Source organism: Rhodococcus sp. 24CO, from assembly GCF_050586165.1.
In the GTDB taxonomy this organism is placed as follows: domain Bacteria; phylum Actinomycetota; class Actinomycetes; order Mycobacteriales; family Mycobacteriaceae; genus Rhodococcus_F.
Genome location: NZ_JAZFNF010000009.1, coordinates 179,252 through 191,749, shown reverse-complemented (window position 1 = coordinate 191,749; position 12,498 = coordinate 179,252). Strand labels below are relative to the sequence as shown.

Below are 12,498 nucleotides of genomic sequence, written 5' to 3'. Positions count from 1 at the left end.
CAAAATGAATGTGATTTGCAATAGTGTGGTCTGATGGCTACGCAGGAACGTTGTGACACATCCCTCGAAGGAGCCTCGCTGTGAGCATTGCGGATACCGGCGATCTCCACAACCACCATGATCACGACGCGCTCGATCACACCCACGACCCGTTCGAACCCGTCCCCCCGGCCGTGGTTCCGCCCAAGGAAACTCTGACCGCGGCCGGAGAGATCCTGCGAGCGCTCGCCGCACCTGTTCGCATCGCGATCGTGCTCCAACTCCACCAGTCGCAGCGGTGCGTCCACGAACTTGTCGGCGCCCTCGGCGTCACCCAACCGCTCATCAGCCAGCACCTTCGTGTTCTGAAGGCTGCGGGCGTCGTGCGTGGCGAACGCCACGGACGTGAAGTTCTCTATCGACTGGCCGACGACCATCTGGCCCACATAGTCGTGGACGCTGTCGCCCACGCAGAAGAAGGATGATCATCACCACCATGAACACCACCGGTCAGTCTGCATTCAAGCGCAGCGCCACTGTCGGCATTCGATCGACCAAGCAGCGCAGCGCGATCTCCGCGCTGCTCGACGACATCGGCGAGTTCAAGTCGGCGCAAGAGTTGCACGACGAACTGCGCAAGCGTGGTGAAGCCATCGGCCTGACCACCGTCTACCGCACCTTGCAGACCCTCGCCGACGCCGGAACCATCGACGTTCTGCGCACCGACACCGGCGAATCCGTCTATCGCCGTTGCTCTTCCGGCCATCATCACCACCTCGTATGCCGCAATTGCGGATACACCGTGGAGGTGGAAGGCGCGATGGTCGAGCAGTGGTCGCAGACCATCGCCGACGACAACGGTTTCACCGACGTCAGCCACACCGTCGAAATTTTTGGTACCTGCCGCGATTGCGCGGCCGCAGGCTAGTCGGCGAGCTCAGTCAGCCAGCGAGAACCGAAGCAAATTGGATTCGCGCGGCTCGAAACCGAGTTTCCGGTAGAGCTGATTCGCGGCTACCCGTGAGCTCCTCGACGTCAGATCCACAGTGCGGGCGCCGAGTTCCTCCGCACGAGCGAGGGCTGCTGTGGTCAGCGCAGATCCGACCTGTCGGCCTTGAGCCGCTCCGTCGACCACAACATCCTCGATCCAGGCCCGATGACCCGTCGGGGTGGGAAAGACGACGAGCGTCAGCGTTCCGACGATGTGGCCGTCGAGCCTGGCCACGAAGAGTGTGTTCGTAGAGCAGGCCACAACCTTCTCGAGCGACGCCGCGGTGACTGGTGGCGCCGACTTCGACAGCTGAGGAATGAGTCTCGCGCAGGCTTCGACCAGCTCGTCGGTGACTTCGCAGGCCTTGTGGATCTCGAGCGCCATGAACTACTCCTCGGGAGCATCGATGTATTCGGATTTAGGGAAGTAGTCCCTGTCGAGCCGTATCGGCTCCCGTGAGCGCCAGCAGCAGCATCGTGGTGAGCGCTTCGTCTTCCAGTCCCGCCGCCGGGAACGTGTACCGCAGAATGACATCCGCGAGACTGCCGTGCCCGAACACCGCGATGGATCCGAACTGGATGGTGCGGTTGCGCTCGGCCACCTTGCGGTGCAGCGCGGCGCTGACCGGACGGTCCCACGCCAGCACGCACGTCATCGACAGAACGTCGAGGCCTTCGGAGAGGTTCATCGCCTGAACCGAGCACAGCGCGCCGGCGTACTGGAAACCCAGTGAACCGTCTTCGGCCACGTCGACGGTCACAAAATGTGCCAGCGCTTCGGCGGCACGCTCTTGCAGTCGCGCGGCGTTGTCGGTCTCGGTCATATTTTCACCTGTCATTTCACTCCACCAAATCGGCGGTCACGTGAGGCGTATTCGACACATGCGGCCCACAGGTCACGACGGTCGAAATCGGGAAACAGCTTCTCCTGGTACACCATTTCGGCGTACGCGGACTGCCAGATCAAGAAGTTGGACGTGCGCTGCTCCCCTGATGGACGCAGGAACAGATCGACGTCCGGCATATCCGGTTCGTCGAGGTACTTGGCAACGGTCGCCTCGGTGATCTTGTCGGGATTGATCTCGCCGGCGGCAACGCGCTTGGCGATTTCCTTGACCGCGTCGGCAATTTCGGCGCGCCCGCCGTAGTTGACGCACATCGTCAAGTTCATCACCGTGTTGTTCTTGGTGAGCTCTTCGGCGATCTCGAGTTCCTTGATGACGCTCGCCCACAAGCGCGGCTTCCGGCCCGCCCAGCGAACCCGAACGCCCATCTCGTTCATCTCGTCGCGTCGACGACGAATCACATCACGGTTGAAGCCCATGAGGAATCGCACCTCGTCGGGGCTGCGCTTCCAGTTCTCGGTGGAGAACGCATACGCGGAGAGCCACTCGACGCCCATCTCGATGCAGCCACATACCGTGTCCATCAGTACGGCTTCGCCGCGCTCGTGACCGGCTGTGCGCGGCAGTCCACGCTCCTGAGCCCAGCGTCCGTTGCCGTCCATCACCAGCGCAACGTGGCGCGGGATCAGTTCGGTTTGCAGGATCGGCGGTTTTGCTCCGGACGGGTGTGGGTCCGGGGGCCGGATCACCCGATCTGCAGCAGAGTCAAGCGGGGTGCGCGGTTCGCGTCGTCGAATCACGCGTTCCATCCTGCCCCACCGCTGCAGCGCCCTCGACCGCCGCATGCGGCCTTGACCGTTCGATGAGCGGTAGCGTGCGCAATTGCCGCTCCAGATGCCACTGCAAATGCGCTGCGACCAGGCCACTTGCCTGAGTGCGCAGCGAGGTCGGTGCCACGTCGGTACCTTCCCACTCCCCCCGCAGCAACGCTTCCATCAGATCCAGGACACCGGGTGACGGCGTCGCAGATCCGGGTGGGCGACAGTACGTACAGACCGCCCCGCCTGCCGCGACATGGAAAGCGCGGTGCGGACCGGGAGACGAACACTTGGCGCATTCCCCGAGTGCGGGCGCCCAACCTGCATAACCCATTGCTCGGAGAAGAAAAGCGTCGAGAACAAATTCGACAGGACGGCCCTGCTCGGCAATAGCCCGCAAGGCTCCGACGGTGAGCCGCTGAAGTTGCGGCGCCGGTGCACGTTCTTCGCCGGCCAGTCGTTCCGCGGTTTCGAGCACCGCACAGGCCGTGGTGTACCGGCTGTAATCGTCGACAATGTCGGTGGCAAAGGCGTCCACCGTCTGGACCTGCGTGATGATGTCCAGATTTTTACCCGGCAGAAGTTGGACGTCGACATGCGCAAACGGTTCGAGTCGCGCACCGAACTTGGAGGTGGTTCTGCGGACACCCTTGGCCACGGCACGCACCAACCCGAATTGACGGGTGAGCAGCGTGACGATGTGGTCGGCTTCGCCCAGCTTATGCAGGCGCAGCACCACCGCCGTGTCTCGATACAACCTCACCGAACAAGTGTCCCACGCGGCACCGACGGTTTATACGACCGCTAGCGGCGGGATTTTGTCCATCGCCTGGGTTCCCCGCGATACCGGGCCCGGTCGCCGGCGATTCCGAACTTTTTCCACGCCCGCCGCGAGACGGGATTCATCAGCCCCAACTCGTCTGCCAATGCTCGCATTTCGCCGAAGTAGTTCCCCAGGATTCGACGCGACGTAGGACTGTTCCAAAATGCTTCCCGGATCACCGAGTCGGGAATGTCGAACTTTTCCGCAAACTCCTTGGGCGGCGCCATGATTTCGCCGGACAGCCAACGCATCGCGCCGGGGAAGGCGACAGACGTCATCGCACGGCCGAACGGACTCAGTCTCGGAACATGCGTGCGCAGGAAATCATGCGCGAAGGAAATGTGCCTGGCCTCCTCCGCAATGTGAATCTCCATGGTGCGCAACATCACCGGGACGGTGTCCTTGCCTTCGCGGATGAGATCCTTCTGGAAGTGATCGATCGGTTCCTCACCGGCCAGGATGCCAATGAAGAAGATGACCGGGAATCTAGCGCCCAGCAAGCCGACATACGGAGACATTCGGCGAAACAGCGGGCGCATCCCCGGCACGTCGACGCCAACCCGATTGACGAATTCCTGGAACATCTGAATGTGATTGCACTCTTCGGTCATCTCGTGCAGGCAGTACCGAAACTCCGGGGATTGGTTCGGCAGCGCCATGATGTAGTCCATCATTCCGCGAATCAGGATGCTCTCGAACGCCGAACCCACCTTGGTGACATTGGCCTGGCGCCACTTCCCCATCGCGATGCGGCGCTCGAGCGACTGCTCCTGATACCAACTCGTGGCACCGAGCGGATCGGATATCGACGACAGCACCCAGCGCGGATCATCGGGGTCGATCGCGTATTCCGGTGCATCCCAATCGATATCGAGATAGGGGTCGAACCGTCGGTGCACTGAGCCGTCGGACAGCGTCGCCAGCAACTCGCGATACGACTGGTCCATGGTGATCGATGTCGACCTGGCCATCGGTGTCTCCTCACAGTGCCTGTAACTCGATGTGGCTCAACTTAGTGCTACGGCGAGTCTCACACAACCCCTCTAGCGTCGACCTGCTCACTTCAGCTCATTCATCGCCTCTTCCCGAATACGCGGAAACTGCTCACCCATGGCAGCCGCAAGCGCGGTGGCACCCGACAGCGGCCGAACCATCACCGTGAACTCGTCGATCAGCCCGTCGTCGTCGAAATGCAGAAAGTCGCAACCGTTTACGAGCTTGCCGTCCACTGTTGCCTCGAATACCAGCGCATGATCGCGCCCGTCGGCCGACTCGATCTCGCGCACATACCGGAAATCCTCGAACACCCGCATCACACCGCGCAGAATCGACGCCGTGATCGCCTTGCCGGGATACGGCTTGAAGGCGACGGGACTGGTGAAAACCACATTGTCGGAGAGCAGCGCCTCGATGGCGTCGGCATCGCGCGCTTCGACAGCACTTCGGAAGGACTTCATGGTGACTCCTCGTCATGGGGTTGTTCGGTGGGGTTTTCGGCGGCCACGTAATCATGCGCGCTGCGACGCTCAGCCACGCAGCAATCGAATACCCTCGTTCAGCCCTATCGCACGTGTCACTCGACCGAGGACAATGGAACGTACGCCGAAGGGGGTCGAAACATGAACGAGAAGCACTGGTCGGTGGATATCACCATCGACGAACACACATCCGACACGGCCAATCGAACTCGCGCCATCGCGCGGCTACGGGCGCAGGAAGAGACACATTTCGCAGGGGCCGGTTTCGCGCGCTGCAATCCCGCCGACCCAGATGTACCCGAGATCGGTGACGAACTTGCGGTCGCGCGCGCTTTAGCCGACCTGTCTCGTCAATTGATCGAGGCCACAACTTCTGATCTCGCACGCGCTACACACGAAACAATTCGGCTGACGTCCTGACGTTGCGCGGGCAACCCGGCTAGTCCGGGAGCAGCGGCACCGAAACGTCGGGATCGCGGCCGATCAACACTGCCCGCGTCAGAGCCGCCGAGCCGAACTTCTTCCGCACGCTGTCCATCGCGGAGTCGAGGGCAGCGGTATCCGGTCCGCCGTCGAAGGACAGTTCCAATTGCTCGGCGCCGCTTCGGTCCAGATTGGATACGGCAACACCGATCAGCGTGATGCCCTTGTCGGCGATGAGGGGCGCCGCATCGCTCAGCAGCACCATCGCCGCATTCAACAGATCCGTTGTTTCCGCCGTCGAACGGCGCAGCGTGTGGGAACGAGTTGCCCGCGTGAAATCGCCGAAACGCAGCCGGAGTGTGACGGTACGGCCGGTCTGCTGCGCTGAGCGCATACGGCGCGACACCCGATCGACCAGCGACATCAACGACACCTCGAGTTCGGATCGCGAGTGCACGCCTCGACCCAACGCGTGCTGAGCACCCATCGAGCTTCGGCCGCCGTACGCACGTACCGGCCGAGGATCCCGGTTATGCGAGAGCGCGTACAGGTGTCGGCCGGCGCCGCGACCGAGAATCGACACGATCGACGACTCGTCGTGCCGCGCGATGTCCCCCACCGTCGCGATATCGAAATTTCGCAGCTTCTGCGCGGTGATCTTGCCGACGCCCCACAGCCTTTCCACGGGCAGCGGGTGCAGGAATTCACGTTCACCGTCCGGTGGCACCAGCAGCAGACCGTCGGGTTTGGCGTAGGCGCTGGCGACCTTGGCCAGGAACTTCGTGCGGGCAATGCCGACGGTGATGGGGAGGCCAACCTGCTCGGCCACATCTCGTCTGAGGTTGGCACCGATCTGCAGCGGGGTTCCGACAATGCGTGCCAGTCCCCCGACTTCGAGGAAAGCTTCGTCGATCGAGATTCCCTCTACCAGCGGTGATGTGTCGTGAAAGACCTCGAATACGTCCTTGCTCGCTTGTGAGTACGCGTCCATGCGCGGCGGAACGACAATTGCCTGCGGGCACAGCGCACGTGCCTGACCACCGCTCATGGCAGTCCGGACACCGAACGCTTTGGCCTCATAGCTCGCCGCCAGCACCACACCCCCGCCCACGATGACGGGCCGGCCGAATAAACCAGGGTCGTCTCGCTGTTCGACGGAAGCGTAGAACGAGTCGAGATCGGCATGCAGGATCGTGGCGCCACCGGACCGGTGATCGCCGCGGGCATCTGACGACATCGACACGAACAGATGTTCGCACAGCCCACCGACACATTTCACCTCTTCCAAGGGGCAGCGCTGAGGCGCACGATTAGGTGGTGGACGCCTTCACCGGAACTTCGACGCCAATGGCCTCGTGGCAGGTACACCAGCCTGGGCCGGTCCGAACGCACCCACTTGTCGAGGTGCAGCAATCGCGGCCGGTCCCTACCTCGGGCGAACTACTGGTCCGGGTTCTCGCCTGCGGAGTGTGCCGCACCGATCTGCATATTGCCGAAGGTGAATTGCCCGTCCATCGCGCAAACGTGGTTCCCGGACACGAAATAGTCGGTGTGATCGAAGAGGTCGGCCCGGCGGTCGAAGACTTCTCCCCTGGTGATCGCGTCGGAATTCCGTGGCTGCATTCCACGTGCGGCCAGTGCGAGTACTGCTTGCGTGGACGGGAGAACCTGTGCCCGAACTCCACGTACACGGGCTGGGACATCGACGGAGGGTACGCCGAATATGCCGTGGCGACAGCCGAATTCGCGTTGCGCTTGCCGGATGGGTACAGCGATGCCGAAACCGCACTGCTGCTGTGCGCCGGCATCATCGGATTTCGGGCGCTCCAGCGCGCCGAGGTCCCCGACGGTGGACGACTGGGGATTTACGGTTTCGGTGGGAGCGCACACATTGCCGCGCAAGTCGCGATGGCGCGCGGCGCAGAAGTCCACGTCATGACGCGCAGCGAATCGGCGCGCGCACTGGCTTCACAACTCGGCGCGGCCTCGGTGCAGGGTGGCCGTGACCGTCCACCCACTCCGCTGGATTCAGCCATTCTCTTTGCTCCTGCCGGAGATCTGGTTCCGACTGCACTCGTGGCGTTGAATCGTGGCGGAATCCTGTCGATCGCCGGGATACATCTTTCCGACATACCGAGCCTGAACTATCGGCACCACTTGTTCTACGAGCGCGAAATTCGTTCGGTCACCGCAAATACGCGGCGCGACGCTCGGGAGTTCCTGGCGTTTGCCGGCGAGCATCACCTCGAGATCACCACAAACACGTATCCACTAGCCGATGCGAATCGCGCCTTGGTCGACCTGGCCGAGGACCGAATCACCGGCGCTGCCGTCTTACTGCCTCAACTTGTCGACTCAGGAGGACGAGCATGAATGCACCAATTGTCGTGGGCGTGGACGGTTCGACGCGCTCGTTGGACGCGGTTCGCTGGGCGTCGCACGAAGCAGTTCTCCGGGGTCGGCCACTTCATATTGTTGCCGCGATCCGCGGCGAACCGAGCACCTACGGAAACGCGTTCACCCTCGGTGCGCCGCAGTTTGCCGCGAAGCGCCGGGAAGGAAAACTTCGACTGTCCCGTGGTCGCGCGGCGGCGCAGCCTGCAACGGGTGACGGCGCGGTTATCACCGAACATCTCGGTTTCGGTCACCCGGTCGACATATTGCTCGAACAATCGGCCGACGCGGCAATGCTGGTCGTTGGTTCGCGTGGCCTCGGCCGCTGGGCTGACGGGCTACTCGGTTCGATCAGTACGGCGATCGTCCTGCATGCGCGGTGTCCGGTTGCCGTGATCCGAGAACTTCCGCCTGAGGACGAACCGGCGCGAGGCCGTCCCGTTGTAGTCGGCGTCGACGGCAGCGAACACAGCGAACCGGCACTGGCCGAAGCCTTCGAAACCGCGTCGCTGCACGGCGTCGAACTGGTTGCCGTGCACGCCTGGAGCGATTCACACCTGTCCACGGCATTCCGCACCGATCCCGACGGTGAGTCTCTCGACTGGGATGCCGTCGCTATCGCCGAGCACGCAGTTCTTGCCGAACGGCTTGCCGGATGGAAGGACCAATATCCCGACGTCGAAGTTCGTCGAGTTGTAGTGCACGACAACCCGGCTCAAGAGTTGATCACCGAGTCGAAGTCGGCGCAACTGGTTGTTGTCGGCCGACGGGGACGCGGCGGTTTCAAGTCCATGTTGCTGGGCTCGACAAGTCGAAACCTTCTACACCGGGCGTCGTGTCCACTGCTGATCGTCACGCACCCCTGAACTCACACCACCGAGCTATCACACCACAAAGCGGTAACCCATCCCCGCTTCCGTGATCAGATGCTTGGGGTGCGCCGGATCGTCCTCGAGTTTGCGGCGCAGTTGAGCCAGATACACCCGTAGGTAGTGGGTCTCGGTATCGTAGGCCGGACCCCACACCTCGCGGAGAAGTTCCTTCTGACCGACCAACTTTCCCCGGTTGCGCACCAGCATCTCGAGCATTCCCCACTCGGTGGGCGTCAGATGCACCTGCTCGCCGCGCCGACTGACCGTCTTCGCCGACAAGTCGACAGTGAACGAGGCCGTCTCCACCGACGGTTCCGACGTGTCGGTTGCCGATATTCCTCGGCGCGCTGCCGCGCGTACTCTCGCCAGGAATTCGTCCATCCCGAACGGCTTGGTGACATAGTCGTCCGCACCGGCGTCCAACGCTTCGACCTTGTCGGCCGAGTCGGTGCGTGCGGACAACACGATGACCGGCGCGGTGCACCAGCCGCGCAGTCCGGCAAGCACTTCGGTGCCGTCCATGTCCGGCAGCCCGAGGTCGAGAATCACCACGTCCGGAGGCCGTTCCGCTGCAGCGCGCAGCGCACCGGCGCCGGTGGACGCCGTCACCACGTCGTATCCACGCACGGTGAGATTGATGCGTAGTGCCCGCAAGATCTGCGGTTCGTCGTCGACTACCAGTATCCGGCTCATGACTCGCTTCCATTCGTTCCTGCGCCGGCCAGTTCCACGATCATCGTCAACCCGCCGCCCGGAGTGTCGGTGGCACTGACCGTTCCGCCCATCGCGTCGACAAACCCGCGTACTACGGAGAGCCCGAGTCCGACGCCGCCCGTGTTGTCGCGGTCGCCCATTCGCTGGAACGGCTGGAACATCGATTCTGCTTCACCACGGGGTACACCGGGGCCGGTATCCGCGACGGTGATGACGGCACAGTTGCCGACGCGTGCGGCGTCAACCCGCACCGGCGATCTGCCGCCGTATCGCACTGCGTTGTCCACGAGGTTGGCAATCACTCTCTCGAGTAGACCCTGATCGGCTTGCACGGCAACGGTACCCACGTCGACAATCACGCTGTGAGACCGGGAGTCGGACCGGCCGCCGATGCCCAGTCCGAGTAGCGCCCGGTGAACAACTTCGTCGAGATACACCGGCCGCAACGTCGGCTTCACCACTCCCGCAGCCAGTCTGGACGAATCGAGCAGGTTGCCGACCAGCGCCGTCAACTGATCCGCCGACTCCTCGATGGTGGCCAGCAGTTCTGCCGTGTCCTCTGGTGAGAACTCGATGTCGTCGCTGCGCAAGCTCGACACAGCAGCCTTGACGCCGGCGAGAGGCGTCCGAAGGTCATGGCTCACAGCCGAAAGCAGTGCTCGGCGCAGTTGATCGGCCTCGGTCAATGCCGCCGCTTTGCTTGCTTCGACTGTGAGCTTGTCCTGACGGATCATGCCAACCGCCTGGTGCGCAACAACGGTCAGCACTCGTCGATCGCGCGCGCTCAACTCCGGCCCCGACAGCAGCAGTGCGTATTCGCCGTCGTTGACCTCGCACACGGTATCCGCGTCAGCCTCACGCGTGGGCGGTTCTGCACCCACCCCCGCGACAACGCCGTCCTCGTGATGCACTACCGAAACCCCACGTTGACGGTAGATTTCGCGCACCTTCTCGAGCAGCATGGACAGGTCCGCGCCGCGGAGCACCGACCCCGCGAACAGTGTGAGAAGCTCCGCTTCCTCCGAAGCTCGCTTCGCTTCCCGCGCTCTTTTGGCAGCGGCGTCAACCAAAACGGCCACTGCCACAGCCACTATCAACAGAACCACCGTCGTGATGAAGTTGTCGGGTTCGGCGATCGTGAAGCTGTACTTGGGATCGGTGAAGAAGTAATTGAGCAGTAGTCCTGATATCAGAGCAGACACCATCGCCGGCCCAACACCACCGAGCAGAGCAACCAGAACCACCACCACGAAGAACAACGCGTTTTCGCCCTGCACCCCGGAGATCCGGTCGACCAACCCCATGAGCCCTGCAGCAACCGTCGGAACCACCACTGCCGCAATCCACGACAGCAGGCGTCGCTCGGATCTGCCGAACAACGAGATCCGTCGACGGACGGTCGCTTCCTCGTGCGTGACCATGTGCACGTCGATACCACCGGACTGCTGAACTACCGCCGCGCCGATCCCCTCGTCGAGGATGCGGGCCAACCGCGACCGGCGCGAGGTACCAAGGACCAACTGCGTGGCGTTCTCCTCACGCGCGAACTCGAGGAGCGTCGACGGTACGTCGTCGCCGACCACGGTGTGCAGGGTCGCGCCCACCCCGGTGGCCAGTGCGCGGACCTTTCCCATCTCCGGTGCCGAGACACCGGTGAGGCCGTCACCGCGGACGACGTGCACCACCATCAGTTCGGCACTCGACTTGGACGCGATCCGAGAAGCGCGTCGGACCAGCGTTTCCGATTCCGGTCCCCCGGTCACCGCGACGACAACGCGCTCACGCGCTTCCCAGGTGTCCGTGATCTTGTTCTCGGCCCGGTACTTCGCCAGGGCGGCGTCCACCTGATCGGCTACCCACAGCAGTGCCAACTCGCGTAGCGCGGTGAGGTTTCCGCGCCGGAAGTAGTTTCCGAGAGCCGCGTCGACCCGTTCGGGAGCATAGACGTTTCCGTGGGACAGTCTGCGTCGCAATGCTTCCGGAGTGATGTCGACCAATTCGACCTGCGCCGCACCGCGCACAACTTCATCCGGAACCGTCTCCTGCTGCGTTACTCCCGTGATGTGTGCGACAACGTCGTTGAGACTTTCGAGGTGTTGCACGTTGACGGTCGAGAGGACGTCGATCCCGGCGTCCAACACCTCCTGCACGTCCTGCCACCGTTTGTGGTTCTTGCTTCCCGGCGTGTTGGTGTGCGCCAATTCGTCCACCAACACCAGGGCCGGACGACGCGCCAGAACTGCCTCGACATCAAGTTCCGGCATCCGGGTACCCCGATACTCGACCAGCTTGGGCGCGATGATCTCGAGGTCGCCGATCTGCTCGGCGGTGCGGGCGCGGCCGTGTGATTCCACAACGGCCGCGACCACATCGGTACCACGATCACGGCGACGATGAGCCTCGCCGAGCATCGCAAAGGTCTTTCCGACGCCTGGTGCTGCGCCGAGGTAGATGCGCAGTTCACCTCGTTTGCGCGTACCGACCTTCTCAGAAGAACTCACGTGACAATCATCCACCAGTGCTGGACGTGGCACACGCAGGCGCCGTCAATCCGAGAGCCAGATTCAGCTCGAGGACGTTGACGCGCTCCTCACCGAGGAAGCCCAACTGACGCCCGTCGGTGTGCTCGCTCACCAATTCCCGTACCGCGTCTTCGGATATCCCGTTGATCGTGGCAACCCGGGGCACCTGAAGCTGAGCGTAGGCGGGGCTGATGTGCGGATCGATGCCCGAGCCCGAGCCGGTGACGGCATCGACCGGGACGGATGACGGGTCTACACCCTCGCGATCTGCGATGGCGGCCCGACGCTCGACGATGAAGTCGGCAAGAATCTCGCTACTGGGCCCCTGGTTCGACGGCAGCGCAGCCGCAGGATCACCCGTCGCAAAAGGATCCTCGTCCGCAACCGAGCCGACAACTCGGTTGTGGAAGAACGGATCGCGCGCGCCCTCCGGCACCTGCGGATCGATTCCTACCCAAGCACTTCCGACCACACACCCGGCCGCGTCGGTCACGGGTGATCCCTCAGCGGAACCGGAACTGATGCGGCCCACTCCCCACACCGCGGCGGGATAGATCACGCCGAGAATCACGGTGAGAGACAGCAGAACGAGAAGGCCCGCCCACGCCTGTTTGGCAAATCCGATAGTGAAACGCATGGC

General features: G+C 63.0%; 15 protein-coding genes. 5 read left to right on the top strand and 10 right to left on the bottom strand.

Features of this window, described 5'->3' with window-relative positions:
• Positions 1–80 precede the first annotated feature (80 nt).
• Together V2B23_RS23235 and V2B23_RS23230 are read left to right on the top strand one after the other, a co-directional pair.
• Positions 81–464 (top strand): ArsR/SmtB family transcription factor, encoded by a 384-nt coding sequence (locus tag V2B23_RS23235; protein WP_430952475.1) that lies wholly within the window; start codon positions 81–83, stop codon positions 462–464.
• An 11-nt stretch (positions 465–475) separates the two neighbouring features.
• Positions 476–907 (top strand): Fur family transcriptional regulator, encoded by a 432-nt coding sequence (locus tag V2B23_RS23230; RefSeq protein WP_430952474.1) that lies wholly within the window; start codon positions 476–478, stop codon positions 905–907.
• A 9-nt stretch (positions 908–916) separates the two neighbouring features.
• On the opposite strand, the gene V2B23_RS23225 is transcribed toward V2B23_RS23230, so the two are convergent.
• The 6 genes from V2B23_RS23225 to V2B23_RS23200 form a co-directional block, all read right to left on the bottom strand.
• Positions 917–1,354, bottom strand: a complete 438-nt coding sequence (locus V2B23_RS23225) for a GNAT family N-acetyltransferase (protein ID WP_430952473.1) — start codon at positions 1,352–1,354, stop codon at positions 917–919.
• Positions 1,355–1,388: 34 nt separating this feature from the next.
• Complete coding sequence (locus V2B23_RS23220; protein WP_430952472.1) at positions 1,389–1,808, bottom strand: YbjN domain-containing protein; 420 nt, start codon at positions 1,806–1,808, stop codon at positions 1,389–1,391.
• The gene (locus V2B23_RS23215; protein WP_092808653.1) at positions 1,805–2,623 is read right to left on the bottom strand and encodes an isoprenyl transferase; all 819 of its coding nucleotides are present in this window, start codon (positions 2,621–2,623) and stop codon (positions 1,805–1,807) included. The genes V2B23_RS23220 and V2B23_RS23215 overlap by 4 nt, the downstream gene beginning before the upstream one ends.
• Positions 2,580–3,395: a DNA repair protein RecO gene (recO, locus tag V2B23_RS23210; protein ID WP_033233019.1), complete on the bottom strand. Its 816-nt coding sequence runs from the start codon at positions 3,393–3,395 to the stop codon at positions 2,580–2,582. The genes V2B23_RS23215 and recO overlap by 44 nt, the downstream gene beginning before the upstream one ends.
• Positions 3,396–3,436: 41 nt before the next feature.
• On the bottom strand, positions 3,437–4,426 hold the full coding sequence (locus V2B23_RS23205) for an AurF N-oxygenase family protein (protein WP_430952471.1): 990 nt from the start codon (positions 4,424–4,426) through the stop codon (positions 3,437–3,439).
• 87 nt (positions 4,427–4,513) lie between these two features.
• Positions 4,514–4,912 carry a nuclear transport factor 2 family protein gene (locus V2B23_RS23200; RefSeq protein ID WP_430952470.1) on the bottom strand — a complete coding sequence of 133 codons (399 nt, stop codon included), beginning with the start codon at positions 4,910–4,912 and terminating at the stop codon, positions 4,514–4,516.
• A 162-nt stretch (positions 4,913–5,074) separates the two neighbouring features.
• Here V2B23_RS23200 and V2B23_RS23195 point away from each other — a divergent pair, with 162 nt between their 5' ends.
• The gene (locus tag V2B23_RS23195) at positions 5,075–5,353 is read left to right on the top strand and encodes a DUF1876 domain-containing protein (RefSeq protein ID WP_430952469.1); all 279 of its coding nucleotides are present in this window, start codon (positions 5,075–5,077) and stop codon (positions 5,351–5,353) included.
• 19 nt (positions 5,354–5,372) lie between these two features.
• Here the strand turns inward: V2B23_RS23195 and dinB are convergent, their stop codons facing one another.
• Positions 5,373–6,593, bottom strand: a complete 1,221-nt coding sequence (gene dinB / locus V2B23_RS23190) for a DNA polymerase IV (RefSeq protein ID WP_430952607.1) — start codon at positions 6,591–6,593, stop codon at positions 5,373–5,375.
• A gap of 110 nt (positions 6,594–6,703) precedes the next feature.
• On the opposite strand from dinB, the gene V2B23_RS23185 reads away from it, so the two are divergent.
• Positions 6,704–7,729 carry a zinc-dependent alcohol dehydrogenase family protein gene (locus V2B23_RS23185; RefSeq protein ID WP_430952606.1) on the top strand — a complete coding sequence of 342 codons (1,026 nt, stop codon included), beginning with the start codon at positions 6,704–6,706 and terminating at the stop codon, positions 7,727–7,729.
• Entirely contained in the window at positions 7,726–8,616 is an 891-nt protein-coding gene (locus tag V2B23_RS23180; protein ID WP_430952468.1) for a universal stress protein, read from the top strand. The genes V2B23_RS23185 and V2B23_RS23180 overlap by 4 nt, the downstream gene beginning before the upstream one ends.
• 18 nt (positions 8,617–8,634) lie before the next feature.
• Here the strand turns inward: V2B23_RS23180 and V2B23_RS23175 are convergent, their stop codons facing one another.
• Genes V2B23_RS23175 through V2B23_RS23165 form a run of 3 tightly spaced genes read right to left on the bottom strand, consistent with a single transcriptional unit; the run spans position 8,635 to position 12,495 of the window.
• Entirely contained in the window at positions 8,635–9,315 is a 681-nt protein-coding gene (locus V2B23_RS23175) for a response regulator (RefSeq protein ID WP_430952467.1), read from the bottom strand.
• Positions 9,312–11,837 (bottom strand): DUF4118 domain-containing protein, encoded by a 2,526-nt coding sequence (locus V2B23_RS23170; RefSeq protein ID WP_430952466.1) that lies wholly within the window; start codon positions 11,835–11,837, stop codon positions 9,312–9,314. Before V2B23_RS23170 ends, V2B23_RS23175 begins: the two co-directional genes overlap by 4 nt.
• 7 nt (positions 11,838–11,844) lie before the next feature.
• Positions 11,845–12,495, bottom strand: a complete 651-nt coding sequence (locus V2B23_RS23165; RefSeq protein ID WP_430952465.1) for a potassium-transporting ATPase subunit C — start codon at positions 12,493–12,495, stop codon at positions 11,845–11,847.
• Positions 12,496–12,498: the final 3 nt, after the last annotated feature.

Coding starts and splice junctions, on each gene's coding strand:
- V2B23_RS23230 (WP_430952474.1), top strand. CDS start 476: ATGAACACCACCGGTCAGTCTGCATTCAAGCGCAGCGCCACTGTCGGC.
- V2B23_RS23225 (WP_430952473.1), bottom strand. CDS start 1,354: ATGGCGCTCGAGATCCACAAGGCCTGCGAAGTCACCGACGAGCTGGTC.
- V2B23_RS23220 (WP_430952472.1), bottom strand. CDS start 1,808: ATGACAGGTGAAAATATGACCGAGACCGACAACGCCGCGCGACTGCAA.
- V2B23_RS23215 (WP_092808653.1), bottom strand. CDS start 2,623: ATGGAACGCGTGATTCGACGACGCGAACCGCGCACCCCGCTTGACTCT.
- V2B23_RS23205 (WP_430952471.1), bottom strand. CDS start 4,426: ATGGCCAGGTCGACATCGATCACCATGGACCAGTCGTATCGCGAGTTG.
- V2B23_RS23200 (WP_430952470.1), bottom strand. CDS start 4,912: ATGAAGTCCTTCCGAAGTGCTGTCGAAGCGCGCGATGCCGACGCCATC.
- V2B23_RS23195 (WP_430952469.1), top strand. CDS start 5,075: ATGAACGAGAAGCACTGGTCGGTGGATATCACCATCGACGAACACACA.
- dinB (WP_430952607.1), bottom strand. CDS start 6,593: ATGTCGTCAGATGCCCGCGGCGATCACCGGTCCGGTGGCGCCACGATC.
- V2B23_RS23185 (WP_430952606.1), top strand. CDS start 6,704: ATGGCCTCGTGGCAGGTACACCAGCCTGGGCCGGTCCGAACGCACCCA.
- V2B23_RS23180 (WP_430952468.1), top strand. CDS start 7,726: ATGAATGCACCAATTGTCGTGGGCGTGGACGGTTCGACGCGCTCGTTG.
- V2B23_RS23175 (WP_430952467.1), bottom strand. CDS start 9,315: ATGAGCCGGATACTGGTAGTCGACGACGAACCGCAGATCTTGCGGGCA.
- V2B23_RS23165 (WP_430952465.1), bottom strand. CDS start 12,495: ATGCGTTTCACTATCGGATTTGCCAAACAGGCGTGGGCGGGCCTTCTC.